General features: G+C 31.0%; 26 protein-coding genes. 2 read left to right on the top strand and 24 right to left on the bottom strand.

Annotated elements, in window-relative coordinates; all coding sequences use genetic code 11:
- Positions 1 to 5: 5 nt before the first annotated feature.
- Positions 6 to 3,608 carry a DNA polymerase III subunit alpha gene (gene dnaE / locus FBF21_RS03710; protein WP_002869832.1) on the bottom strand — a complete coding sequence of 1,201 codons (3,603 nt, stop codon included), beginning with the start codon at positions 3,606 to 3,608 and terminating at the stop codon, positions 6 to 8.
- A gap of 192 nt (positions 3,609 to 3,800) precedes the next feature.
- Between dnaE and FBF21_RS09375 the strand changes: the two genes are divergently transcribed.
- Positions 3,801 to 4,043, top strand: coding sequence for a SelT/SelW/SelH family (seleno)protein (locus tag FBF21_RS09375; protein WP_257406925.1), 243 nt, complete (start codon positions 3,801 to 3,803; stop codon positions 4,041 to 4,043).
- Between the two features lie 12 nt (positions 4,044 to 4,055).
- Here the strand turns inward: FBF21_RS09375 and FBF21_RS03700 are convergent, their stop codons facing one another.
- The 18 genes from FBF21_RS03700 to FBF21_RS03615 all read right to left on the bottom strand — a co-directional run bounded on the left by FBF21_RS03700 (position 4,056) and on the right by FBF21_RS03615 (position 17,020).
- Complete coding sequence (locus tag FBF21_RS03700; RefSeq protein WP_002854966.1) at positions 4,056 to 4,385, bottom strand: ArsC/Spx/MgsR family protein; 330 nt, start codon at positions 4,383 to 4,385, stop codon at positions 4,056 to 4,058.
- Positions 4,382 to 5,722, bottom strand: a complete 1,341-nt coding sequence (locus FBF21_RS03695; RefSeq protein WP_002869831.1) for a 3-deoxy-7-phosphoheptulonate synthase class II — start codon at positions 5,720 to 5,722, stop codon at positions 4,382 to 4,384. The genes FBF21_RS03700 and FBF21_RS03695 overlap by 4 nt, the downstream gene beginning before the upstream one ends.
- 23 nt (positions 5,723 to 5,745) lie before the next feature.
- Positions 5,746 to 6,159, bottom strand: a complete 414-nt coding sequence (gene uraH / locus FBF21_RS03690) for a hydroxyisourate hydrolase (RefSeq protein ID WP_002852246.1) — start codon at positions 6,157 to 6,159, stop codon at positions 5,746 to 5,748.
- 132 nt (positions 6,160 to 6,291) lie between these two features.
- Positions 6,292 to 6,648: a 50S ribosomal protein L19 gene (rplS, locus tag FBF21_RS03685; protein ID WP_002852307.1), complete on the bottom strand. Its 357-nt coding sequence runs from the start codon at positions 6,646 to 6,648 to the stop codon at positions 6,292 to 6,294.
- A gap of 10 nt (positions 6,649 to 6,658) precedes the next feature.
- Positions 6,659 to 7,363 carry a tRNA (guanosine(37)-N1)-methyltransferase TrmD gene (gene trmD / locus FBF21_RS03680; RefSeq protein ID WP_002868040.1) on the bottom strand — a complete coding sequence of 235 codons (705 nt, stop codon included), beginning with the start codon at positions 7,361 to 7,363 and terminating at the stop codon, positions 6,659 to 6,661.
- The gene (gene rimM / locus FBF21_RS03675) at positions 7,360 to 7,899 is read right to left on the bottom strand and encodes a ribosome maturation factor RimM (RefSeq protein ID WP_002852323.1); all 540 of its coding nucleotides are present in this window, start codon (positions 7,897 to 7,899) and stop codon (positions 7,360 to 7,362) included. The genes trmD and rimM overlap by 4 nt, the downstream gene beginning before the upstream one ends.
- Positions 7,892 to 8,134: a KH domain-containing protein gene (locus FBF21_RS03670; RefSeq protein WP_002852144.1), complete on the bottom strand. Its 243-nt coding sequence runs from the start codon at positions 8,132 to 8,134 to the stop codon at positions 7,892 to 7,894. The genes rimM and FBF21_RS03670 overlap by 8 nt, the downstream gene beginning before the upstream one ends.
- Before the next feature lie 2 nt (positions 8,135 to 8,136).
- On the bottom strand, positions 8,137 to 8,364 hold the full coding sequence (rpsP, locus tag FBF21_RS03665) for a 30S ribosomal protein S16 (RefSeq protein WP_002852274.1): 228 nt from the start codon (positions 8,362 to 8,364) through the stop codon (positions 8,137 to 8,139).
- 64 nt (positions 8,365 to 8,428) lie between these two features.
- Positions 8,429 to 9,766, bottom strand: a complete 1,338-nt coding sequence (ffh, locus tag FBF21_RS03660; RefSeq protein ID WP_002871929.1) for a signal recognition particle protein — start codon at positions 9,764 to 9,766, stop codon at positions 8,429 to 8,431.
- A gap of 67 nt (positions 9,767 to 9,833) precedes the next feature.
- Positions 9,834 to 10,586 carry an RluA family pseudouridine synthase gene (locus FBF21_RS03655; protein WP_002876293.1) on the bottom strand — a complete coding sequence of 251 codons (753 nt, stop codon included), beginning with the start codon at positions 10,584 to 10,586 and terminating at the stop codon, positions 9,834 to 9,836.
- Positions 10,567 to 11,724 (bottom strand): lipid IV(A) 3-deoxy-D-manno-octulosonic acid transferase, encoded by a 1,158-nt coding sequence (gene waaA / locus FBF21_RS03650; RefSeq protein ID WP_002876292.1) that lies wholly within the window; start codon positions 11,722 to 11,724, stop codon positions 10,567 to 10,569. Before waaA ends, FBF21_RS03655 begins: the two co-directional genes overlap by 20 nt.
- The gene (locus FBF21_RS03645; RefSeq protein ID WP_002860025.1) at positions 11,721 to 12,437 is read right to left on the bottom strand and encodes a zinc ribbon domain-containing protein; all 717 of its coding nucleotides are present in this window, start codon (positions 12,435 to 12,437) and stop codon (positions 11,721 to 11,723) included. The genes waaA and FBF21_RS03645 overlap by 4 nt, the downstream gene beginning before the upstream one ends.
- A 9-nt stretch (positions 12,438 to 12,446) precedes the next feature.
- Positions 12,447 to 13,172: a Nif3-like dinuclear metal center hexameric protein gene (locus FBF21_RS03640; protein WP_002860024.1), complete on the bottom strand. Its 726-nt coding sequence runs from the start codon at positions 13,170 to 13,172 to the stop codon at positions 12,447 to 12,449.
- A complete protein-coding gene (gene glyQ / locus FBF21_RS03635) occupies positions 13,159 to 14,022 on the bottom strand; it encodes a glycine--tRNA ligase subunit alpha (RefSeq protein ID WP_002860023.1) in 864 nt (287 codons plus the stop codon). Before glyQ ends, FBF21_RS03640 begins: the two co-directional genes overlap by 14 nt.
- Positions 14,023 to 14,033: 11 nt before the next feature.
- The gene (locus FBF21_RS03630) at positions 14,034 to 14,570 is read right to left on the bottom strand and encodes a DUF3972 domain-containing protein (protein WP_002852251.1); all 537 of its coding nucleotides are present in this window, start codon (positions 14,568 to 14,570) and stop codon (positions 14,034 to 14,036) included.
- A 9-nt stretch (positions 14,571 to 14,579) separates the two neighbouring features.
- Positions 14,580 to 15,074 (bottom strand): 5-(carboxyamino)imidazole ribonucleotide mutase, encoded by a 495-nt coding sequence (gene purE / locus FBF21_RS03625; protein WP_002886339.1) that lies wholly within the window; start codon positions 15,072 to 15,074, stop codon positions 14,580 to 14,582.
- Entirely contained in the window at positions 15,075 to 16,328 is a 1,254-nt protein-coding gene (locus FBF21_RS03620) for a peptidase U32 family protein (RefSeq protein WP_002886337.1), read from the bottom strand. It abuts the gene before it with no gap.
- Positions 16,325 to 17,020 carry a chemotaxis protein gene (locus tag FBF21_RS03615; RefSeq protein WP_002852254.1) on the bottom strand — a complete coding sequence of 232 codons (696 nt, stop codon included), beginning with the start codon at positions 17,018 to 17,020 and terminating at the stop codon, positions 16,325 to 16,327. The genes FBF21_RS03620 and FBF21_RS03615 overlap by 4 nt, the downstream gene beginning before the upstream one ends.
- 203 nt (positions 17,021 to 17,223) lie before the next feature.
- Between FBF21_RS03615 and glnA the strand changes: the two genes are divergently transcribed.
- Positions 17,224 to 18,654 carry a type I glutamate--ammonia ligase gene (glnA, locus tag FBF21_RS03610; protein WP_002852312.1) on the top strand — a complete coding sequence of 477 codons (1,431 nt, stop codon included), beginning with the start codon at positions 17,224 to 17,226 and terminating at the stop codon, positions 18,652 to 18,654.
- Between the two features lie 66 nt (positions 18,655 to 18,720).
- Here the strand turns inward: glnA and flgG are convergent, their stop codons facing one another.
- The 5 genes from flgG to FBF21_RS03585 form a co-directional block, all read right to left on the bottom strand.
- Positions 18,721 to 19,512, bottom strand: coding sequence for a flagellar basal-body rod protein FlgG (flgG, locus tag FBF21_RS03605; protein ID WP_002852142.1), 792 nt, complete (start codon positions 19,510 to 19,512; stop codon positions 18,721 to 18,723).
- A 30-nt stretch (positions 19,513 to 19,542) separates the two neighbouring features.
- Entirely contained in the window at positions 19,543 to 20,355 is an 813-nt protein-coding gene (locus tag FBF21_RS03600) for a flagellar hook-basal body protein (protein ID WP_002869823.1), read from the bottom strand.
- A 155-nt stretch (positions 20,356 to 20,510) separates the two neighbouring features.
- Positions 20,511 to 21,623, bottom strand: coding sequence for a cell division protein FtsZ (gene ftsZ, locus FBF21_RS03595; RefSeq protein ID WP_002852071.1), 1,113 nt, complete (start codon positions 21,621 to 21,623; stop codon positions 20,511 to 20,513).
- A 15-nt stretch (positions 21,624 to 21,638) separates the two neighbouring features.
- Positions 21,639 to 23,027 carry a cell division protein FtsA gene (ftsA, locus tag FBF21_RS03590; protein WP_074484732.1) on the bottom strand — a complete coding sequence of 463 codons (1,389 nt, stop codon included), beginning with the start codon at positions 23,025 to 23,027 and terminating at the stop codon, positions 21,639 to 21,641.
- A complete protein-coding gene (locus FBF21_RS03585) occupies positions 23,024 to 24,514 on the bottom strand; it encodes a peptidylprolyl isomerase (protein WP_002918158.1) in 1,491 nt (496 codons plus the stop codon). The genes ftsA and FBF21_RS03585 overlap by 4 nt, the downstream gene beginning before the upstream one ends.
- Positions 24,515 to 24,547: the final 33 nt, after the last annotated feature.

The following is a 24,547-nucleotide window of genomic DNA, read 5'->3' as shown; positions in this document are numbered from 1 at the left end:
CTTACTTAAGCATATTTATTAGAAATTTCCTCTACTATACTATCAGAGATAATAAAATCTGTATGATAAAGCAAGCAAGATCCCGCACTAATAACTTTTAAAACAAGTTTTTTATTATTTTTTTCATTAGGATTATGTGCATTTCTAGCAATTTCATGAATTTCATAGATTAATTCTCTATTCAATCTTGTCAAATCTAGCTCTATGATATTTTTTTCAAATTCCTTAGGTTCTGCGGTAAAATGATTTTCTTCTTTATTTTTAAAATCTTTTTTTGCTCCAAATTTTTTTATAGCTTTAATCTCGCCATCTTCAAGACTTTGCAAATCTTTAATTGCTTTTAAAAAAAAGCTAGGCTTCTCCCCTCCTTCAGCTTTAAATCCCAATACAAAACCATAGGCATTATTTTTTAAATTTTCATCTTTGATGATGTTTTCTATTTCTTCTACATTGCTTTCAAATACAGTAGCATCAAACGAAGAATAATAATCCAAAATTTCAATTCTACCATAACGCTTATTATTTTTACTCATCATGGATTTGAAATCTTCAATTTTACCTATACTTAAAATTTCTCCATTGTTTTTTAAACTTTCAAAATCTAAACTTTTAACATAATCTATGGCATTAATTTGTTCATAAAATCGATCTAAAGGATGGCCTGAAACATAAATTCCTAAAATTTCTTTTTCATATCCTAATTTTTCCATCACTTCAAATTCTTCATTTTTGGGAGTAAAATTTACTTGAACACCTGAAGTTAATTCCTCTTCACCAAAAAGAGAACTTGCAGCATTTTTTCTTACTTCAGCCATTTTACGCGATGCTTCGCTAAGATTTTCCATATTATCAAACAAAGCTTTTCTAGTAAAACCAAACTCATCAAAAGCCCCTGCCTTAATAAGACTTTCTAATGTTCTACGGTTTATTTTGGTGGGATCTATCTTACCTAAGAAATCATTAATATCCTTAAATTCTCCATCTTGTCTTGCTTCAAGTAAATTTTCAACTGCAGGAATACCCACACTTTTTATAGCCCCAAGTCCGTATATAATAGCATCCTTGCCATCTTGCTCTAAAGCACTAAATTCACGGATCGCTTTGTTAATCGATGGAGGTAAAAGTTTAATATTCATTTTTTTCATCTCATCAATATAAACAGCAATTTTATCCACATTGTTTTCTTCGCTTGTTAAAAGCGCTGCCATAAATTCACTAGGATAATAAGTTTTTAAATAAGCTGTTTGAAAAGTAATCAATGCATAAGCCGCAGAGTGAGATTTATTAAAACCATATCCTGCAAATTTTACGATAAGCTCCCATAAATCCTCAGCTTTTGCTCTATCATATCCTTGTTTTTCTGCTCCATCTGCAAAATCAGTTTTAAGCTTTTTCATCTTCTCAGGATCTTTTTTACCCATAGCACGACGCACTACATCAGCACCTCCTAAAGAAAAGCCACCTATAATTTGAACAATTTGCATAACCTGTTCTTGATAAACAATAACCCCATAAGTAGGCTCTAAAACCTTTTCTAAACTGTCAAAAGGATATTCTATACTTTTTAAACCATGCTTTCTGTCGATAAAATCATCAAGCATTCCTGATTCCATAGGGCCTGGACGATAAAGCGCAAGAACCGCAATGATATCTTCAAAACGCTCTGGTTTTAAGCGTGCATTTAAGCTTTGCATACCGCCTGATTCGATTTGAAAAATTCCCAAAGTATTTCCACTTTGTATGGTTTTATAAACTTTGCTATCATTTACATCTATAGTTTCCCAAATAATGTCTTTATTGTAACGCTTTTTAATAAGCTTGATCGCATTATTGATTACTGTTAAGGTTTTAAGACCTAAAAAGTCAAATTTTATCAAATCCACATCTTCTAAATGATCTTTAGAATACTGCGTTACCAAATGTCTTTCATCATTTTTACTTTGTCTAAAAAGCGGAGTTTTCTTCCATAAACTTTCATTAGAAATTACAACACCTGCTGCGTGCATACCCGCATTGCGATTTAATCCTTCTAAAGCTCTTGCATACTCCCAAACTTCAAGACCTTTAGGATGACGATCGATAAATTCTTTGATTTTAGGTTCTTTTTCATAAGCAGCATCAAGAGTGATTTTAAGCTCTTCAGGCACAAGTTTAGCAAGCTCATCAGCATCTTGAATACTCATATCACAAACTCTAGCCACATCACGAATCACCCCTTTAGCCAAAAGTTTACCAAAGGTAATCACCTGTGCAACCTTATCCGCTCCATATTTATCAATCACATAATCAATCACTTCAGCACGTCTGTCTTGACAAAAATCCACATCAATATCAGGCATGCTCACACGCTCAGGATTTAAAAAACGCTCAAAAAGTAGACTATAAGGAATAGGATCTAAATCCGTAATCCTTAAACAATAAGAAACCAAACTTCCTGCAGCTGATCCTCTTCCAGGGCCTACTGGAATACCTTTATCTTTAGCCACTTTAATAAAATCATGAACAATAAGCATATAACCTGAAAATTTCATATTTTTAATGATGTTAATTTCTACTTCAAGTCTTTGTTTGTATTCTTCATGCTTGCTTTCATCGATAAATTTTAATCTCTCTTCAAGTCCCTTTTTACAAAGTTCTTCAAAAACTATGTCATCATTATCAAAGCTAAATTCTTTTGTTTCTTCAGGTAAGATAATATTATGATCTTTAGCATATTCTCCTGTAAATTTAAAATTCGGTGGAGTGGGATTGCCAAGATTAAGCTCTAAATTACATTTTTGCGCGATTTCTTGTGTATTTTCTATAGCTTCTGGAATATCTGCAAAAAGCTCACTCATTTGCTCAGGGCTTTTAACATAAAATTCATGCACACTATGACGCATTCTATCAGGATCGTTAAGTTTTTTTCCCATGGCTATACACATAAAAACCTCATGGGCAGCCGCTCTTTCTTTAAAAGTATAATGCGTATCATTTGTAGCAATGATTTTTATATTTAATTCTTTAGAAAGTCTGATAATATCATCATCTATCATTCTTTGATCGCCTATACCATGACGCATGATTTCAAAATAAAAATCATCTTTAAAAACTTTTTTATACCATAATGCCGCTTCTTTTGCTGCTTCATAGCCTTTTGCACCAAAACGCACATTTCTTTCACTATAAGTATTTAAGTGCCAATTTACTTCACCTTGCAAGCAAGCAGAAGAGCAAATAAGACCTTCGCTATGATCTTCCAAAAGCTTTTTATTGATACGCGGATAATAATACAAACCTTTAATATAACTTTGAGAACTTAAATACATTAAATTTTGATATCCGATCTCATTTTTTGCATACAAACAAAGGTGAAAACGCTGACGAGAACTTTTATCATCTAATTCATCGTGATTATGTAAATACGCTTCCATACCAATGATAGGTTTTAAACCTTGTGCTTTCATTGTTTGATAGAAATCAATTGCCCCAAACATATTTCCATGATCTGTCATAGCCACACTTGTAGCACCCTGCTCTTTTAAAGTCAAAGCTAATTCTTTAAGCTTATTGGCTCCATCAAGCAAAGAATATTCTGTATGTAAATGCAAGTGTGTAAATTGACTCATTTTCTTCCTTTAGTTTTTTAAGGCTTATTATAATTTTGATAAAAATTATAAATTTTTCTCGCTGAATTTGAAAGAAATTGACCCTAAATTTCAACTTAAATTTTACAAAAAGGCAAAAATTCAGCCAAAATAAACTATAATAAAATCTAAGATTTTAATCTTAATAAAAAGAACTTCTCAAAGGATGAAATGATGAAAGTAAAAATTGCTTATTGCAATCTTTGAAATTATCGCCCACAAGCTGCAAGGGTTGCAGAAGAACTACAAAGCGATTTCAAAGATGTTGAAGTAGAATTTGAAATTGGCGGCAGAGGTGATTTTATCGTTGAAGTAGACGGAAAAGTTATCTTCTCTAAAGCACAACTTATTAATTGCGAAAGTGAAAGATTTCCATATCAAAATGAAATTAATCAATTAATAAAAAATAGAGTGTAATCAAACACTCTATCATAACATTTTCTCATATTCCTTACCAATATATATGTTTTGCTCATACTCGATAATAGGACGCTTAATACAACTTGGATTTTCCAATACAATTTTTTCAAGTTCTTTTTCATTTAAATTTTTAACTTTTTCTTTGTTTAAGCCAAGTTTTTTAGAAGTTAATCCAGCAGTATTGATAAGTTCTTCAAAAGATTTTTGTTTTAACCATGTGTATAAAATATCTTGATTAATCTTTTTAATATCCATAAAATCAAACACAATACCTTTTTGTGTTAAAGCATCCATAGCTTTCTTTACAGAATTGCAATTTTTAATACCATAAAGTTTCATTTTCTAGCCTTTTTTACCAAATCTGCGATTAAAAAAGCAAGTTCTAATGCTTGATCCGCATTAAGTCTTGGATCGCATTGAGTCTCATAACGATCTTCCAAGCTTTGAGCAGTAACATTGCTTGCACCACCTGTGCATTCTGTTACATCTTTCCCAGTCATTTCAAGATGCACTCCACCTGGATAAACCCCTTCGCTTATTGCAATCTCAAAAAAAGATCTCACTTCTTGCATAATTTTATCAAACTCACGTGTTTTAAAATTGCCTGCTTTTACCGTATTTCCATGCATAGGATCTATGCTATATACTAAATTTAAACCTTCACTTTTAAGTTTAGAGAAAATTTTTGGCAAATTATTGATAATTTTATCTGCACCCATGCGGATAATAATATTTAATCTTCCTTCTTCATTATTTGGATTTAAAACATTTGCTAAAGCTATGATATCATCAGCACTTGCACTAGGTCCTATTTTAACCCCTAAAGGATTTTTTACTCCACTTAAAAAATGCACATGAGCTTCATCAAGCGCCCTTGTTCTTTCACCTATCCAAAGCATGTGAGCTGAACAATCGTAAATTTCTCCACTTAAACTATCCACTCTAGTTAAAGCTTCTTCATAAGGCAAAAGTAAAGCTTCATGTGAAGTATAAACACTAACTTCTCTTAGACTTGGAGTATTACTTGTATTAATTCCACAAGCTTCCATAAAAGCTAAAGCTTGTGAAATTTTTTCACTAATATCAGTATATTGCTTATGGAGTTCACTCTTTTTTAAAAAGCCCAAATTCCAACGATGTACTTCATGTAAATCTGCTAAACCACCCTTAGCAAATCCACGCAACAAATTTAGCGTTATTGCGCTTTGATAATAAGCTTCAAGCATTCTATGTGGATCAGGAATGCGTGCTTGTTCACTAAATTCAAAACCATTAATAATATCACCACGATAACTAGGAAGACTTATACCATCTAACTCTTCAAAATCACTACTTCTTGGCTTGGCAAACTGCCCTGCAATACGACCAATTTTTATAACAGGACATCCACCAGCAAATGTAAGTACTATAGCCATTTGAAGTAAAATTTTAAACATATCACGGATATTTACAGCGCCAAAATTTTCAAAACTTTCAGCGCAATCTCCACCTTGAAGTAAAAAAGCTTCTTTTTTACAAACTCTTGCTAAAGACTTTTGAAGATTTCTCACTTCTCCAGCAAAAACCAAAGGAGGAAGTTTCTCAAGTCTTGCTAAAACTCTATTCATTTCCTCTTGATCTGGATAGATAGGTTGCTGTTTTATAGGATAGTTTTTCCAAGAATTCTTAGCCCACATGGTTTTTTCTTTCGTTTTATTTATCAGCTTCCTCTATAAGTTGAATAACCAAAAGGAGAAAGGGTTATTGGAACATGATAATGTTTCTGATCTTTAGAAAGCTCAAAACTTACCTCTACAAAAGGATAAAAAGTATTTATTTTGTGTGATGTGTAATAGTCTTTTGTAAAAAATTTAAGCTTATAAATTCCAAAAGCCCTATTTTCAGCTTTTTCATATGGTAATAAATCTCCTATTCTACCATTTTCTTCGGTAAATTCTTCACTTACTTTTTTCCACTGTTGATTTGCTTCCAACTTATAAAGCTCAACTTTTACTTTAGGAGCAGGTTGTCCAGAAGTAATATCCAAGACATGAGTACTTAATTGATATTCAGTAGCACTCAAAAACATTGGCACGCTTGCTAGTATTAATAAAGTTTTTTTAATAGAAAACATTTTCTCTCCTTGTATAATATTTACAAGGAATATTATACAAGAGTATTATTAATAATTAAAATCAAATAAATAATAATTATAAATTAATTATAATTATTTAATTGTTAGACTTATAATAAAAATAATTATAAATTATTTTTTAAGCTCTTTAATACGCGCTGCTTTACCGCGTCTATCTCTTAAGTAGAATAATCTTGCACGGCGTACACGACCACGACGCAAAACAGTAATACTTTCTAAACTTTCACTATAAATAGGAAAAATTCTCTCAACGCCAACATTATTAGCGCCAATTTTACGCACGATAAAAGTTTCACTTACGCCATTACCTCTTCTAGCAATACAAATACCCTCAAAATTTTGGATTCTTGTTTTATCTCCTTCTTTGATGCGAATTGCAAGCTTTAAAGTATCACCAGCACGAAAATCTGGAACATTTTTACCTTCAATTTGTTTTGCTTCAAATTGTTCTATATATTTATTTTTCATAAAAAATCCCTTATTTTTTGCGTTCATGCTCTAAAAATAAATCTGGACGAAAAAATTTCGTTTTGCAAGACGCCAAAGTAGTTTTTAAACTTGCAATTCTAGCGTGATTACCCTTTAAAAACTCTGAAGGAGTATAAAATTTTTTATTTTTTTTCTCAAAAATAAAAGGTTTTGAAAAAGCAGGCGCTTCGAGTAAATTATTTTCAAAGCTTTCTTCTTCCAAACTTTCCATATTTCCTAAAACCCCGTTAACATTTCTTAAAATTGCATCACACATTACAAGCGCAGGTAATTCTCCTCCAGTTAAAATAAAATCCCCTATACTAAAAACTTCATTCGCAAAAATTTCAAGCACTCTTTCATCTATACCTTCATAGCGCCCACATACAAAAACTATATGTTCTTTTTTACTTAAGCGTTTGGCGTCTTTTTGATTAAAGGTTTTACCACTTGGATTTAAAAAAATAAAATAGGGATTTTCTTTTTTTTCTTGAATACTTCTTAGCACCTCATACATAGGTTCAGCTTGCATCAAAAGTCCAGCTCCACCACCTATTTTATAATCATCGACTTTATGATAAGAATTTTTAGAAAAATCTCTTGGATTATAAAAATTAAGTTTGAAAAGTTTTTTTTCTTTTGCTCTTGCAAGTATAGAATCTTGAAAGTAAAATTCCATAAGATTAGGGAACAAAGAAACGAAACTAAATTTCATGAATTTTCTAAAATTAAAAAAGCATCTTGCGTGCAAAAAATCTGTCGTTTTTCTATATCTATATTTTTAACAAATTTATCCAAATATGGAATAAAAAATATTTTAGGATATTTTTTTTCAACCCATTTTTCATCACTTTGAATTTCAAATAAATAAGAAGCTCCAGTTTCCAAGATATCAACCACTTTACCTAATCTTTTATCTTCTTCAAAAACTTCACACTCTAAAATATCAAAATAAAAAAACTCATCTTTTTTTAATTTACAAGTTTGTCTGCTTTTCTCGATACTCTGAAAAAGAATAAGATTAGTTAATTCTTTGGCCTTTTCTATATCTTCATAATTTTCAAATAAAACAGTAGAATTGTTTGCATTATAATGCTTAATCTTTAACATTTCTTTGGTGTTTTTTATAAAAAAAGTAGCATCTTTTTTAAATTGAGAAGAAAAGTCGCTCAGGTTATGCAATTTTACATAACCCTTAAGACCCACAGTTTTACCAAGTTTTGCAACTTGAACAAAATCTTTTTCACTCAAGTGCTTTTACCGTTACTCTATAAGAACTTGCATCCTTGCTCTTATAAGCAGAGATTACGGTTTTTATAGCATTGATCATTTTTCCATTTTTACCTATAAGCTTACCTGTATCAACCTTATGTGCAAAAAGAACAATCTCAAAAAAATTTTCACTTAATTCAATTTTTTGAGTATCAATCTGTTCAGGATAATCTGCAATTAATTTTGCGTATTCTCTAAGAAAATTCTCTACCATGATTATTTGCTAGTGATAGAAGCAACTTTATCGCTAAGTTTTGCACCAACACTTTTCCAATAAGCTAAACGCTCTGCATCAACTTTAATTACCTCAGGTTCTACCATAGGATTATAATACCCAATACTTTCTATCCAACCACCATCACGACGTTTTCTACTGTCTGTAACTACAATACGATAAAATGGTCTTTTGGTTCTACCCATTCTTGTAAGTCTAATAACTGTCATTTATACTCCTTAAAAATTAAAAATTTTATTTATAGATACTATAAAAAGTATTTATAAATAAAATTTAAAATTGCCTTCTAGCTTGACTCATCATCTGTGTTAAACTTTCCATTCCTTTTTTACCTGAAAATCTTTTTGCAAGTTTTGCTGCATTGCTAAATTGTTTTAAAAAACGATTGACTTCTACCTGAGAAAGACCTGCTCCCTCTGCTATACGACGCTTTCTAGCATTATTTAATAAATCAGGATTTTCTCTTTCTTTTGGAGTCATTGAAGAAATCATTGCTTTAATGCGTATGATTTCTTTAGAATTATCCAAATCTATATCTTTTACCACATTTGCCATTCCGCTAAGTCCTGGTATCATACCGATTAAAGACTTCATACTTCCTAATTTTTTAATACTTTCCATTTGATTAAGAAAATCATTAAAATTAAATTCACCTTTTTTAATTTTTTGATTGAGTTTTTTAGCCTCTTTTTCATCAATAATCGCAGCAGTTTTTTCAGCTAAAGTTGCCAAATCACCCTCACCCATAATACGACTTACTATACGATCTGGTATAAAAACTTCTAAATCTGCTACTTTTTCACCCACACCAATAAATCTTAAAGGAATACCGATTTGTTTTGCTATACCTAAGGCTACTCCACCTTTAGTATCTGCATCAAATTTTGATAAAATTACCCCACTGATACCTAAAACTTCATTAAAACTAGCAGCGGTCTTAACCCCATCTTGACCACTCATTGCATCAGCAACATAAAAAATCTCATCAGGATTTAAGACATCCTTAACTGCTCTTAACTCATCCATCAAAGCTTCATCTATAGCCAAACGTCCAGCAGTATCCACAAGCAAAACATCCACCATAGAACTTTCAGCCTTTTTTAAAGCCTCTTTAGCAACCCTAATAGGATCTTTTTCATTTTCTATGAAGAAAAGTTCAATTTCATTAGCTTCACAAAGTTGTCTTAGTTGCTCCACTGCTGCTAAACGCTGCAAATCACAAGCTGCAACTAAAACTTTTTTATTGCGTAATTTTAAATAATTTGCGAGTTTGATAGTGCTTGTAGTCTTACCGCCTCCTTGCAAACCTGCCATTAGAACTACTGTTGGGGGTTTAGAAGTAAAAACAAAACCTTGATTCTTACCATTGACACTTAAAATATTTTCTAAATTTATTTTAATGGCATTTAAAAATTGTTTTTGACCTATGCCATTTTGTTTTACATCTTCTTCTATTAAAGTCAAAAGCTCTTTAGTTACCTTATGATGAACATCTGCTTTTAAAAGAGCTTTTTTTAAGGTTTCTAAAGCGTTCTTAAGTGCTTTTTCATCATCAACAAAACGTAATTTATTAATCGCTGATTTAAAAGATTCGCTGACTAACTCAAACACTTTATCACCTTTCTATAAAATTTTTAAATTAAACCTTGCATTATACAAAATTTTTTCTTAAATGGCTTTAAAAATCTAAATTTTTTATCTCAAAGCCAACTTTTGCAAAACTATTATCTAGCTCAGCCTTAAAATAATAATCAAAAATTTTAATTTCATAACTATGTAAATACATTCTATCGCTTGAAATTTTAGCATATTTTTCATCACCTACAACGCCATGTTTTATAAATTTAGCATGCACTCTGATTTGATGAGTTCTACCTGTTTGAATGACTATTTTTGCTAAGGTTTTTTTTGACTGCATCATGATAGGAGTAATGATACTTAAGGCACTTAAACCATCTTTTGAAACTTTACTTAATGCCCCACCTTTTACTTTTATAGTAAAAATAGGTTCATTCACTTCAACCTCTTCAGCCAAAACCCCATCTAAAACCGCAATATAACTTTTATAAACCCTGTGTTTTTTAAATTCTTCTATACAAAGCTTTCTAAAATCTTCATCTTTACAAAGCAAAATCACACCACTTGTTTCTTTGTCTAAACGATTTAAAAGCTTGGCATTAAATTTTTTCTCTAAATCTTCACTCACATAAGCATAAGGTTTATTAATAGCAATAATCTTATCATCTTCAAAAATAATTTGAGGATTTTTAGCTTTTATCACATTAAATCTTGCCTTATCGCTCATCAAAGCTCTAGCAACCACAACTTTTTTTCCATGTGAAAAAACACAACCCTTATCAATCAAATCTTTAGCTTCACGATTTGAAATTTTTTCTTGCAAAGCTAAGAGTTTATAAGCTTTTTCTTGCATCAATTCCCTTTTGTATAGTTTGTATGATAAGATCTAAATTTTCTTTTTTGGAAATTTTAGCTTTTAAATTTAAATAATGAATTTTATCATTTAAATCTTTTAATTTTTCACAAAAATATACATTTTCCACTTCTTCAAACAAAACCTTTTGATTGTGAATAAATTTCCCACTGATTAATACATTGTTAAAATATGCCGCTTCTATAGGATTATGTCCTCCTATGCCTTCTATGAAAGAACCTCCAAGCACAACAACATCAGAAATTGCATAAAAATTTACAAGCTCCCCTAAAGCATCTAAAAGCAAAATTTTTTTAGAAAATTTCTTATTTTCATCTTTTAAAGAACTAAATTTTTCAAATTCTAAACCTTTGTTTAAAAGCAAATTTTCAACTTCTTTAAAACGTTCAGGGTGTCGTGGGGCGATAATGAGTTTTTCATTTTCTTCTAGTTTAAAATGATCAAGCAAAAGCTCTTCTTCATCCTTATGAGTACTGGCAAAAATGATAAGTTTTTCCTTAGGTTTGGTATAAATTTTATTATTTTTAATTTCTAAATTTGCCTTAATATTTTTAAAAATTTTAACATTTTTAGCTCCCAAACTTTCAAGTCTTACTTTATCTAATTCACTTTGAGCAAAAACTTCATCAATATAAGAAAAAATTTTTTTATAAAAAAAAGAAAATCTTTGATAAGAATGATAAGATTTATCAGATATTCTCGCATTAAGCAAAATAATCTTAGCCTTATAAATACGTGCCATAAAAACAAGCATAAGCCAATATTCTGCTTCAAAAATTACCAAAACCTTACAAGGATTAAACCAAAAAGGCAAAAAATTTTCAAAAGCAAGATAATTTACCTTTTTACAAAATTCTTTTGCACATTCAAAACCTGTTTGAGTAATAGTAGTTATTCTTGAATCAAATTTCAAAACCAAAGCTTTAATACTTCTTACCTCCCCGTAAGAACAAGCATGAAAATGTACATCAGCTTTTTCTTGATGTAAATTTTTATAAAGAAAAAATCGAGATTTTAAACTAATTTTGTATTTGGATTTTAAAAAAGAAAGCAAAAGAATAAAGACGGCACAAAATAAAAATGCCGTCCAAGTTAAAAAATAATAAAAAAAGATCAATTTTGTTCTTCTTGCTCTTTATAAAGAATTCTTCCGCAATGAGGACAAGTTACAATCTCTTCACCTTTTACAACGGACAGATAAGTCTTATCGTAAATTTTCATAAAACATCCATAGCATGCTTGTTTTTTAACAGGAACTACAGCAGTATTCTTCGCCCATTTGCGAATTTTCTCATAAAAACTTAAAACTTTTTGATTCATCTCACTCACAAGTTTAGTTTTTTTATCATAAACACTCATTCTATCTTTTTCAAGAACTTCCATTTCAGATTTAATGCTTACTCTAATCTCGTTAATATTTTGCTCTTGTTTGATTTTTTCTTCTTCAAGTTCTTTTTTATAAGTTTCTTTATTCTCTAAAATTTTATCTAGTCTTACAATCTCATCATTTGCAGCGTCTAATTGTTCTTTTGCAATATCTTCTTCAATTTTTAAAGCATTAGCTTCTTTTTCTGTTTTTACCGCACCACTTTTTTTAGAAAGATCTTTAATTTTTGCTGAAAACTCGGAAATATGAGCATTATTTTGTATTTTTTGATTTTCTATATCTTTGATTTCTTCATCGATTTTTTCTAAATCTGCGTTGATTTTTTCTATTTTTAACTCAGCATCTTTTAAAGTCTTATTAATACTGTCTATTTTTGGTTCATAACTATCAATTTCTTGATCTATTTTTGATAAAAGCACTAATTGTTCGAGATATTTATTCATTTATTTTCCTTAAAAATATTGAAATGGATTTTTTGAAACTGTTATTATAACTTGTAGCGGCAAATTTTTCAAGTCTTTTGCTAAACATTGAGAAAAATATCTCTCACTTTCAAAATGACCCAAATCAATAAGACTGATTTGATTACTAAGCGCCTCTAAAGCTTGATGATATTTAAAATCTCCACTTAAAAAACAATCCGCATCTACTTTAGAAATTAAATCCCCGCCACTTCCAGTACATATAGCAATGCGCTTAATGTCTTTTTTGCCACAATCACTTACACGTAAAATTTGCAAATTTAACTTTTTTTTCACCCAGTCACACAAAGCTTCAAAAGACATAGAATTTTCCACATAAATTAAAAATTCATCTTTAAAAGAAATTTTAAAACCTAAAATTTCTTCCGTAAAATAAGTATTTAAATGACTTAAATCGTAATTTGTATGCATACTGATTAAAGAAATATTTTTATAAATCATTTCTTTGATAAAAGCCCTAGGATAAGTCTTGTCATATAAATCTTTTAAACCTTTAAATATCAAAGGATGGTGTGTGATAATTAAAGAATTTTCACTCGCTTCTTTAATGATATTTTCATCAATATCTAAGCTTAAATAAACAGTTGAAATTTCACTATCCCTATCTCCAAGCAAAATTCCACTATTATCCCATGATTCTTGGATATCAAAGGGACTTAATTGATCTAAAAAATTATAAATTTCACTCAGCTTCATTTAAATTTTTCTTATAAATTTCAGCACAATTTTTTGAAAGTTCACGAATTTTTAACATATAATCTTGTCTTTGTGCTACAGAAATTGCTCCTCTTGCATCTAAAAGATTAAAAGTATGTGCAGCAAGCATACAATAATCATAAGCAGGTAAAGCTAGTCCTTGTTCTAAAATATTTTTACATTCTTTGTAAGAATTTTCAAACTGCTCATTTAAGATTTTAACATCACTTACTTCAAAATTGTATTTACTAAATTCATATTCACTTTGCTTATGCACATCTGCGTATTTAATTTTTTCTCCATTAAATTCACTCCAAACTATATCATAAACATTATCAACATTTTGAAGATACATGGCTATTCTTTCAAGACCATAGGTAATTTCAACACTTACTAAATCTACTGCTATACCGCCAACTTGCTGAAAATAAGTAAATTGAGTAACTTCCATACCATCAAGCCATACTTCCCAGCCTAAACCCCAAGCACCCAAACTTGGACTCTCCCAATTATCTTCAACAAAACGAATATCATGACTTTTTAAATCAAAACCCAAATTTTCAAGACTTTTAAGATATAATTCTTGGATATTATCAGGACTAGGTTTAATCAAAACTTGAAATTGATAATAAGCACCTAAGCGATTAGGATTTTCACCATAACGTCCATCAGTAGGCCTTCTACTTGGAGCCACATAAGCAGCTGCCCAAGGTTTTTTTCCTAAACTTCTTAAAAAAGTTGCTGGATGAAAGGTTCCTGCACCTGCTGGCATATCATAAGGTTGCATAATCGCACAACCTTGCTCTTGCCAATAATTTTGTAAATTAAGTATCATTTGTGAAAAAGTCATTGTATCTCTCTTTATTGTTCCATATTTTCAATAGGTTTTTCTAAATTTTTATTCATTTCCAAATCAGGCTCTGTCTTAGCTCCAAAAATTTCTGCAGTTTTACTCCACATTAATTTATATTTACGCTTGAGAAATTCTATCTCTTCACGCGCATGTTTTAACTCATTGTTTAAGGTTTCTATAGTTTTTCTATCTTCATCATAAAGCTCTTGCATAGAATAAAGGGCATCTTTTAAAAATTTATTTTCATTTTTTAATGCTTCAAGTGTTTCATCTTTAGCATCTAAAACTTTTTCATGTAAATTTAAAATAGTTCCTATTGTTTTTTCAACAAAACTTTCTCCTGCTAAAGTCATTGAATTTACCATTGCAGTTTGAGATTTTGCAGAACTAGGCACTACACTAAAAGTACCTTGATGAGCTTCGATGTAAATTTTACCCTCTTCTTCTTTAAAATTTAAAGCCCCATTGGCCATCATACCCTTAACCACATCTTCATTTAAATGCACAAGTTTACAAAATTCTTCAAGTTCAAGATAGGTTTGCATTTTTATCCCTTATAATAAAACTTCTACTTCTTTTGAATCAGATACAAGTTTTTTTTCTTTTTCAAGACGATCTTCTTTAAGCTTTTGTGCTAAATCAACATCATAAATAGCTAAAATTTGCATAGCCAAATAAGCAGCATTGATTGCTCCAGCCTTACCAATAGCTAAAGTTCCTACAGGAATTCCACTAGGCATTTGCACCGTAGAAAACAAAGAATCCATACTTGCAAGATTACTTCCTGGCATAGGCACTCCTAAAACAGGTTTTGTTGTATAAGCTGCAACAGCTCCAGCTAAATGCGCTGCCATTCCAGCTGCTGCTATAAAAACCTTCACACCTTTTTCTTCAGCATTTGCAATATACTCTTTTGTTCTTTTTGGACTACGATGAGCTGATGAGATAATAAGTTCATACTTTACCCCAAAACTTTCTAAAGTTTTAGCAGCCTCTTTCATAGCCTCATAATCACTCTTGCTTCCCATTAAAATAGAAACAAAATTCATCTATATTTCCTTTCTTAAAAAACTTAATGCACTGATTTTATTTGGTAATTGGATTTCATGTTCATTGCCACTATGAATTTCGCTAAATTCCTTATTGTTTTTAGCAATGAGTTTTTTAAACTCTATAAAATATTTATCCTCTTTTTGATAAATTTTACCTAGTTCATTATCGCAAGTTTGAATCACATCGCCTAAAGGGGCTAAAATTTCATAAGGCGTGTTTAAAACGATTTTCCCTTTACATTTAAAAAAGCTTCCATCTTCGCTTATAGCATGCACTTGATGAGAACCTTCTTCTATGCTTGTATTATGATTTTGCGTGTCGGTTTTTTCCAAAGGACGCGAAACAAGATAGCCATCTGTAAAACCACGATTTTTAAGTGTAGCAATCTCTTTTTCATACTTACTTGACTCAAATTTACCCTCTAAAGCATCTTGTATGGCCATTTTATAAGTCCTTGTTGTAAGCGCAACATAATATTCGCTTTTAGTACGCCCTTCTATTTTAAAAGCACTGATACAATTTTCTTGCATGATTTTTTCTATATAAGAACAAAGATTTAAATCTTTAGAATTAAAAATATGAGTACCATTTTCATCTTCTTCTAAGCGAAATAAAGTGCCATTTTCTGGATTTTTAGCATAAAGCTCATAATTAAATCTACAATCATTTGCACAAGATCCACGATTGCTCATTCTTCCACTTTGCACAGAGCTTATTAAACAACGCCCTGAATAAGCAAAACACATCGAACCATGCACAAAAGCTTCAAGTTCAATATCGCAATTTTCCTTTAAAGCTTTAGCGTCTTTAAGCCCTAATTCTCTGGCAATTACAACCCTTTTAGCACCCATATCCTTATAAACTTGAGCATCTAAATAATTTAAAATATTTGCCTGAGTAGAAACATGTAAAGAAATTTCAGGTGCAAGTTCTTTAACAAGACGCATAGCTCCAACAGAAGCTACAATAAAAGCATCAGGTTTCATCTCACGCAATTTTAAAATATGTCTTTTTAAACCTTCAATTTGAGAACTCAAATGAAAACCATTTAAAGTAACATAAATTTTCTTACCACGCTCATGAGTATATTTGATAGCTTCTTCAAAACTTTCATAATTAAATTCTCTTGCAGTGCGTGATCTTAAAGAAAAATTATTCACACCCGCATAAACCGCATCTGCGCCATAAGCTAAAGCAATTTTTAATTTTGTGAAATTTCCTGCAGGAGTTACTATTTCAGGAATGATCATTTTTGCCCTAAACTTGCAATTAAAGCTTCTATATCATCATTACTTACAACATCAGCAGTACTATCACCTTCAATATGCACTGCAGAACTTACACGTTTTTTATCATCAATTTTACCTTCAAATAAGGAACTCATATAACGGCTTAAAGCACGCATTACATTAATAACACGTTCGATTTTTTGACGATGTATATCTTGATACTGCATTGCATCCATTGCCATCATCACTTCATCTTGTCCGCTTTGAAGATTTCCGACAATCTCCTTAGAACTTTTTTTAGCTTGATTGTTTAATTCTAAAGCTTCACTGAAACTTTCCACATTAGGAAATTTTTCATTAAGTTTAGAAAAAATATCAATATTTTTTTCTATTGCTTTATTTATCTCTTTGAGTAAACTTTCAGAATCCGCAAAAAAATTATTAATACTTTCAAGCTTATCCATCATTTCCGTTGCTTTAAGCTCGCTATCTTTTGTAACATCATCTAACTGATGTACAACTTTATGCTCCTGATTTGGTGGGGGTGGTGGCCATACCACGCTAGGATTAGGTTTGTAATCAGCTATTTTGACATCTTCTAACATCAAAGCATCTTCTTCGGTATTCGATTCTTCGGTTTTTACCTCTGCTTCTGTCTCTGAATCAAGATCAACATCACCATTCATCAAAGCATCAAGCTCTTCTTGAGTCATTTTTTTCCCTTTTTTAAATCTAGATTTTCAATAATTGCTCAAAATTATAATCAATTTTATCTAAAACAAAAATATAAATTTTTATTTTTTAATCTTTTTAAATTAAATTTTTAAATTTATTAAAAAAAATATATTAATTAAATCTTAATTAAAAATTTTATGATATAATTTTATAAATTTAATTACATAAAAGGAGTAAAAATATGGGAAAATTTGTTAATAATATAGATGATTTTTTCAAATTTTGCAAACAAAATGAAGTGCTTTTTGTTGATTTTCGTTTTACAGATATGATAGGAACTTGGCATCATATTACCTATAATCTTCATGCAATCAATGAAGAAACATTTCAAACTGGTATTCCATTTGATGGAAGCTCAATCCATGGATGGCAACCTATAGAAAAATCAGATATGATTTTAAAACCTGATGTACAAAGTGCTTTTTTAGATCCTTTTACGGCTGATCCTACTATCATAGTGTTTTGTGATGTATATGATATTTACAAAGGACAAATGTATGAAAAATGTCCAAGAAGCATAGCAAAAAAAGCAATGGAATACCTTAAAAATAGTGGCATAGCTGATACTGCTTACTTTGGACCAGAAAATGAATTCTTTGTTTTTGATAGTGTAAAAATAGTTGATACTACTCATTGTTCTAAGTATGAAGTTGATACCGAAGAAGGAGAGTGGAATGATGATAGAGAATTTACCGATAGCTACAATACTGGACACAGGCCAAGAAACAAAGGTGGATATTTTCCAGTTCAGCCAATTGATTCTTTAGTAGATATTCGTTCTGAAATGGTTCAAACCCTTGAAAAAGTAGGTCTTAAAACTTTTGTTCATCATCATGAAGTTGCACAAGGACAAGCTGAAATAGGAGTAAATTTTGGCACGCTTGTAGAAGCAGCTGACAATGTTCAAATTTATAAATATGTTGTAAAAATGGTAGCTCATTTAAATGGTAAAACTGCCACTTTTATGCCAAAACCTTTATACGGAGATAATGGCAATGGTATGCATGTTCATATGAGCTTATGGAAAGATGGGGTAAATTTATTTTACGATAAAGATGGATACAGTGGACTTAGTCAAACTGCTATAAATTATATAGGTGGAATTTTAAAAAATGCTAGAAGTGTCGCAGCTTTTACAAATCCAAGTTCCAACTCTTATAAAAGAATAGTTCCTGGCTTTGAAGCTCCTTGTATTTTAACTTATTCTTGTCAAAACAGATCAGCAAGTTGTCGCGTTCCTTATGGCATAGGTAAAAATTCAGCTCGTATAGAAATTCGCTTCCCTGATAGCACTGCTAATCCTTATTTAGCTTTTGTTAGTCTTTTAATGGCAGGTCTTGATGGAATCAAAAATAAAACCATTCCTGTGGGTCCTATGGATGAAAATTTATTTGATCTTACTTTGGATGAAATACGTGAAAAAGGGATAGAGCAATTACCACATACTCTAAGAGGAAGTTTGGAAGCTTTAATCCGACATAATTCTTATTTAAAACCTGTAATGAGCGATATTTTTATCGATGACTATCAGCATTTAAAATTTGAAACACAAGTTTGGCCAGTAGAAGCTCGTCCAACTGCTTATGAATTTAAAACTTGCTACTCTTGCTAAAAAATTTAATGGCGTTTAACACGCCATTAAACAAAAAAGAATTAAAAATTATTTATTTTATATCAACTATCGCTTAAGCTGATTTACAATTCCTAGCATATCATCACTTGTTGTAATGGCCTTAGAACCCGCTTCATAAGCTCTTTGTCCTGTGATAAGATCTGTCATTTCTTCAACAAGCTGAACATTACTAAGTTCTATAAATCCATGTCTTATTGTTCCAAGCCCATCTTGTCCTGCTATACCCGCAACAGGTGCACCACTTGCTCCTGTTTCAAGATAAAGATTATCACCCATAGAATGAAGACCCGCTGGATTTATAAACTGAACTAGCTCCACTTGGCCAATTTGAGTTTCTTGTTGCTCCCCTGGTAGCATTACAGAAACGGTTCCATCTGTAGCAACATTAATTGCTGTTGCGCCTTCAGGTATTGTCATTTCAGGTAAAAGTCTATAACCATCTGAATTTACAATATTACCTTCATTATCTTTTGTAAATTGCCCATTTCTAGTATATCCTATAGTGCCATCAGGAAGTTGTATTTGAAAAAACCCATTACCTGCAATAGCCATATCAAGACCATCAGTACTTGTTGATTTTAAATTTCCTTCAGTAAAAACTTTAGTTACCGCTGTTGGACGCACACCCACACCCACTTCTATACCCGAAGGAGAAAGAGTAGTAGCTGAAGTTGAAGTTCCTGCATACTTCATAACTTGATACATAAGATCAGCAAATTCTGCGCGACTTTTCTTAAAACCTGCTGTATTAACATTGGCGATGTTATTTGAAGTAACATCAATTTGTGTTTGCTGCGCTACCATTCCCGTAGCAGCAGTATGAAGTGATCTCATCATTTTTAATCCTTTTTTTTATTTTATTTTAAATTATTTAACAGCTGCAAGCTTATTGATAGCTTCTTGATTTAAGTCATCCATATGAGCTGTCATAACTTTTTGATACATTTCTACCATTCTGTTTGCTTCAATCAGTCCTACCATTTCAGTAACTGGATTAACATTTGATCCCTGAGAAAAACCTTGGCGAATAGCATTGGAGTTTTTCAAATCTCTAATACGGGTTAGATCATCTATTTTATAGACATTATCCCCATCTTTTTGCAAAGCTCTTATATCATCTACTTGTGCTACAAATAATCTTGCATTTTGAGCTCCATCAACTTCAATGCTTCCGTTTTTATCAACGCTAATTTGAACAGCACCATTAGGAATGCGTATGCCAGCATTCTGAGGATTATTAAAATAATCACTACTTAATACCTTGTATCCTTGCTTATTTACCAAATAACCCTCATCATCAAGTTGAAAATTTCCATCTTTGGCTAATCTTACTTCTCCATCTTTGGTTTGAACCAAATAAAAAGCATCTTCTCTAGTCATTGCCAAATCCAAAGGATTGTTTGTGGCCTTTAAAGAACCTAGGCTAAAATCCGTATATTCTTGAGAAACTTGTGGGATTCCATCTATTGTAGTATTTACAAAACGAGATGCATCTCTTGTGTGATTTTCTATAGGCAACTCATCCTGAGTTTCTTTAAAAATCCTTTTAAAATCTGCAATAACCACATCATCTCTTTTGTATCCACTTGTATTAATATTGGCAAGATTATTAGTAATCACATCAAGTTTATTAAACTGAGTTACCATTCCGCCAGTTGCTTGATAATATCCATTTTGCATATTTTCACCTATAAAATTAAGATTTTATAGCTATAAAAGCAAAGAGTGTTCCAACTTTTAAAAACAAAGAAAAATAAATATTTGAAAGATTATTAGGAGAGAATTTTAAACTATAAAAAGCAAGATTTGACCCAATCTTGCTTTAAAAATCAATTTTAATCCATTTGACGACGCAAGAAAGTTGGTGTTTCAATTTGCGCCATTATCTCTTCATCGTAACCACCGCTTACCTTTTTAAGACTTAAATAAGGATTTTTCTTAGAAGCTTGAGCTTCTTCGGTAGATTTTTTAGCTACTGTATCTTTATCTTCAAACCCTGTCGCAATAATAGTTACTTCAACTCTATCTTCCATGCTATCATCTGTGGTAGAACCAAAAATAATCTTAGCATTTTCATCAACAATTTCTTGTATACTATTTGCTGCTGCCGAAATTTCAAACAAAGAGCAATTAGAACTTGTTTTAAAATGCAAAATAACTCCCTTAGCACCTTTAATATCCATTCCATCAAGCAAAGGAGATTCTATAGCGTTTGAAAGAGCCTCTTCTATAGCATTTTCACCACTAGCACTACCAACACCCATAAGCGCGAGTCCGCGATGACTCATGATGGTTCTTACATCCGCAAAGTCAACATTAATATCTCCATTATCAAGCAAGATAGACACCATACCTTTTACAGCACGAGCTAAAATATCATCAACCAATCTAAAAGCATCTTTAATGCCTGCTTTTTTATCAATAATGCTCAATAATTTTTCATTTTGAATTACAAGAATAGAATCACTTTCTTTTTTAAGCTCAAGGAGACCGCTTTCAGCAAGTTTTTTTCTTTGTTTTCCTTCGAATGCAAAAGGCATAGTTACAACAGAAACAGTTAAAGCTCCAATCTCTTTAGCTGCTTGTGCAATAACTGGAGTGGCACCCGTTCCAGTACCTCCACCAAAACCTGAAGCAATAAATACAATATCACTTTGACTAAGACTTGCTTTTATTTCTTCAAAACTTTCTCTAGCACTTTCTGCACCTACTTCAGGAAGCATACCAGCGCCTAAACCTTTAGTTTTTTTCTCGCCAAGTTGAATTTTAGTTTTTGCTAATGAAATTGAAATAGCTTGTGCATCAGTATTTGCTGCAATTAAATCAAGATCATTTAATCCCATTTTAACCATATGGTTGATCATATTACCGCCACCGCCACCGCAGCCTATAACCTTAATTTTTGCACCTTTATTATGTTGCATTTCTTCTACTAAAAATTCACTCATAAAAATTTCTCCTTGTTAAAATTGATTCATAATTTTATGCCAGATATTTGAAAAAACGCTAGGTTTTTTTTCTTTTGGCTCTTTAAAATCTAATTGTTCTTGTATTGCAATTGTATCATTTTCTTGCAAATTTTCATCAAAAAAATCAAATTTTATTTCACTTTCTGCATCTTTTTGCAAAACAATATCTTGTTTAATTTGACGATTAAAATTTTCAATTTCCCCTTTATATCTTAATTTTTCATTAGAATCAAGTTCATAAGGCGTAAAATACCCCGCTCCATATAAACAAAGTCCTATAGCACAAGTATTTTCAGGATCATTAAAAATTTCACTAAAACCAGTAATCAAATCTTTTCTTGCAGTAGCCAGTCTAACTGAGCGATTATCAAATGTTGCAGGAGCTAGCTCATCAATACCTGCTAACTTAGTCATTCCACCTGTTAAAACAACTCCACCGCCTATAGCATTGGCATAACGATTATCACTTAAGATTTTTGCCAAAATCATCAAAGTTTCTTCTGCTCTTGCATAAATTACGTTTGAAATAATATCCAAAGAAACTTCATTAACCTTTCTTTCATCACCCATTGAAGGAATTTGTATAAGGGTATTAGGCTGTTGCGAAAGAGCTGCATAATTAAGCTTGATTTTTTCTGCTTCTTTTAAAGGTGTATGCAATGCCATTGATAAATCTTGGGTAATATTAATCGAGCCAATTTGCAAACAGTCATTATATCTAATTGAATTTCCAGTATGAACAACCATATCACAAATCGCTCCACCCATATCAATCAAAACAGCACCTAATTCCTTTTCACTATCATCTAAACAAGCTATAGCTGAAGCATATCCTGAAAGAACTATATTATCCACTCTTAAATCAGCTAATTCAACTGCTTTCTTAAGATTTTTAATATGAGATTCTTGTGAAATCACTATATGGGTTGAAACTTCCAAACGATTGCCACTCATTCCCAAAGGATCATCAACATGTTCAAGATCATTAACCTTAAAATTATAAGGCAAAACATGGATAATTTCATAACCACTTGGTAGATTGGCAGTATGCTTAGCTGTACTTACAGCACGATGAATTTCTTTAATGCCTATTTCATGATTTGGAATATTAACAACACCTATGCTATCAACGCTTTTAGTATAAGCACCTGATATAGACACCACAACCTTATCATAATGAACTCCACTCATCATCTCAGCACTTCTAACAGCCTCTTCAATAGATTTAGAAGCAAGCTCTATATTGGTAATGGCACCTTTTTTAACCCCGTTGGTTTTCGACTTGGAAAAACCAATAATTTTTAATCCATCTTCATCTTTTTGAGCAATAATGGCACAAGTCTGGGTTGAGCCTAAGTCAATTCCTAATATATTCAAAATCAATTCCCTTTATAATAAATTTTTATCGGATATATCTTTTTAAGTTCATCAACAAGTTCTTGCTTAAGCTCATTTGCTTTTAAATTTTGCAAATTTTGTTCAAGCATAGCTTTGTATTGTTCAAATTTATCGGAGTTCATATCTAATTTTTGTTTATTTATTTTATATAATATTGCTTTATTGTCATTAATGACCACATAAGAACTATTTTGATCAGTATTAAATACATTCATTAAAAAATAAGCAAATTCAGAATCGTTTAATATTTTATCGCTAACCTTTACACTCTCGCGAGAACTATCTCGACTTACAAAGCCTATATCATCGCCTTTAAAATTTACTAAACTATTTTTAGCTTTTTCTTCTAAATTTTTTCTAGCTTGTTCGCTTAAATACATAGGTAAAACTTCTTCTCTAGCTTCTTCAAAAGTTTTATTTCTTATAGGATCTACTTTATTTAGTTTAACTATGATATATCCGTTATTATAAGGTGCTGGCCGTAAAACATCTCCATTTTTAGCTTTATTCAAAAGATCAATTGGATAATAAACATCAGATTCACTAATATTTTGATCTTTTTGAAAATTATCTTTCCCATTTTTTAAATCTAAAAATTTAGCATTAGCCACATTCTTTAGTTGCATTAAGGCGTAATCTTTAGCAACTTCATTTTTAGCAGACTGAAAATCCATCACTTTACCTGCAAAATCTTTATATTTTAGTTTATTTTCATCTTGATTATAAAATTTTTCTAATTCTTTGTCGTCAATTTTCTCATTGCTAACTGGCAAAAAATAAGTTGAAATTTCATATATTTTTTTAGTTTTATAATCTTCTTTATGTTCATTCCAAAGCTTTTTTAAATCCTCTTCGTTAATCTTAATATTTTTTTTGTCATAATCAATTTTTACAATACTTAAAGCATCTTGCATGAAATAACTAGAAGCTAACATTTTTAATTCCTCATCTTTGCTAGGAATATTAAAAATTTGATTAAGTTTATCGGTAATTACTTCATTTGCAAGTTGTGTTTCATAATCTTTTGGAGCTAAATTATTGGCATTTAAAAGTTCATAATAAATTGTTTTGTTAAAATCCCCTGTAGGATCTTGAAATTCTCTAGTATTTGCAAGTTTTTGTAAAATTTCATTCTCGTTTGCGTCAATACCCAAATCTTTGGCAAAATTTAACAAAAGCTTATCTTCAACAAGAGAGCTTAAAGCTATATTTTTAATGCCTAGTTGCTCAGCATTTTCTGGAGTTAAAGCACCATTGCTAATTTGATTATAATAACTTAAAATTTGTCTATATCTAGTATCAAATTCACTAAAACCTATCTTTTCATTTCCTACAGTTGCAACACTCGAACTTCTATTGAGATTAAAATCATAAACACCCCAACCTAAAAAGCCAGCGCCAACAAAAGCTATAGTACTAACCCATATAGTAACAACAAGATATTTTTTGTGATGTTGCATCCAAGTAAGCATATCATTCCTTGATTAAATTTAAACTAGATATTG

Source organism: Campylobacter sp. CFSAN093238 (assembly GCF_012898015.1).
Taxonomy (GTDB): Bacteria; Campylobacterota; Campylobacteria; order Campylobacterales; family Campylobacteraceae; genus Campylobacter_D; species Campylobacter_D jejuni.
Note: the sequence above shows the minus strand (reverse complement) of the source record. Positions and strands in the feature narration are given on the sequence as shown.

Coding starts and splice junctions, on each gene's coding strand:
- rplS (WP_002852307.1), bottom strand. CDS start 6,648: ATGAAAAATAAATATATAGAACAATTTGAAGCAAAACAAATTGAAGGT.
- FBF21_RS03640 (WP_002860024.1), bottom strand. CDS start 13,172: ATGAAGCTGAGTGAAATTTATAATTTTTTAGATCAATTAAGTCCCTTT.
- glnA (WP_002852312.1), top strand. CDS start 17,224: ATGGGAAAATTTGTTAATAATATAGATGATTTTTTCAAATTTTGCAAA.
- FBF21_RS03620 (WP_002886337.1), bottom strand. CDS start 16,328: ATGATCATTCCTGAAATAGTAACTCCTGCAGGAAATTTCACAAAATTA.
- uraH (WP_002852246.1), bottom strand. CDS start 6,159: ATGTTTTCTATTAAAAAAACTTTATTAATACTAGCAAGCGTGCCAATG.
- FBF21_RS03695 (WP_002869831.1), bottom strand. CDS start 5,722: ATGTGGGCTAAGAATTCTTGGAAAAACTATCCTATAAAACAGCAACCT.
- trmD (WP_002868040.1), bottom strand. CDS start 7,363: ATGAAATTTAGTTTCGTTTCTTTGTTCCCTAATCTTATGGAATTTTAC.
- FBF21_RS03700 (WP_002854966.1), bottom strand. CDS start 4,385: ATGAAACTTTATGGTATTAAAAATTGCAATTCTGTAAAGAAAGCTATG.
- dnaE (WP_002869832.1), bottom strand. CDS start 3,608: ATGAGTCAATTTACACACTTGCATTTACATACAGAATATTCTTTGCTT.
- purE (WP_002886339.1), bottom strand. CDS start 15,074: ATGAATTTTGTTTCTATTTTAATGGGAAGCAAGAGTGATTATGAGGCT.
- FBF21_RS03630 (WP_002852251.1), bottom strand. CDS start 14,570: ATGCAAACCTATCTTGAACTTGAAGAATTTTGTAAACTTGTGCATTTA.
- rpsP (WP_002852274.1), bottom strand. CDS start 8,364: ATGACAGTTATTAGACTTACAAGAATGGGTAGAACCAAAAGACCATTT.
- FBF21_RS03655 (WP_002876293.1), bottom strand. CDS start 10,586: ATGCAAGAAAAAGCTTATAAACTCTTAGCTTTGCAAGAAAAAATTTCA.
- glyQ (WP_002860023.1), bottom strand. CDS start 14,022: ATGACTTTTTCACAAATGATACTTAATTTACAAAATTATTGGCAAGAG.
- FBF21_RS03670 (WP_002852144.1), bottom strand. CDS start 8,134: ATGGTAGAGAATTTTCTTAGAGAATACGCAAAATTAATTGCAGATTAT.
- FBF21_RS03615 (WP_002852254.1), bottom strand. CDS start 17,020: ATGACTCAAGAAGAGCTTGATGCTTTGATGAATGGTGATGTTGATCTT.
- ftsZ (WP_002852071.1), bottom strand. CDS start 21,623: ATGAGTGAATTTTTAGTAGAAGAAATGCAACATAATAAAGGTGCAAAA.
- FBF21_RS03585 (WP_002918158.1), bottom strand. CDS start 24,514: ATGCTTACTTGGATGCAACATCACAAAAAATATCTTGTTGTTACTATA.
- FBF21_RS03645 (WP_002860025.1), bottom strand. CDS start 12,437: ATGAATAAATATCTCGAACAATTAGTGCTTTTATCAAAAATAGATCAA.
- FBF21_RS03600 (WP_002869823.1), bottom strand. CDS start 20,355: ATGCAAAATGGATATTATCAAGCAACTGGCGGAATGGTAACTCAGTTT.
- flgG (WP_002852142.1), bottom strand. CDS start 19,512: ATGATGAGATCACTTCATACTGCTGCTACGGGAATGGTAGCGCAGCAA.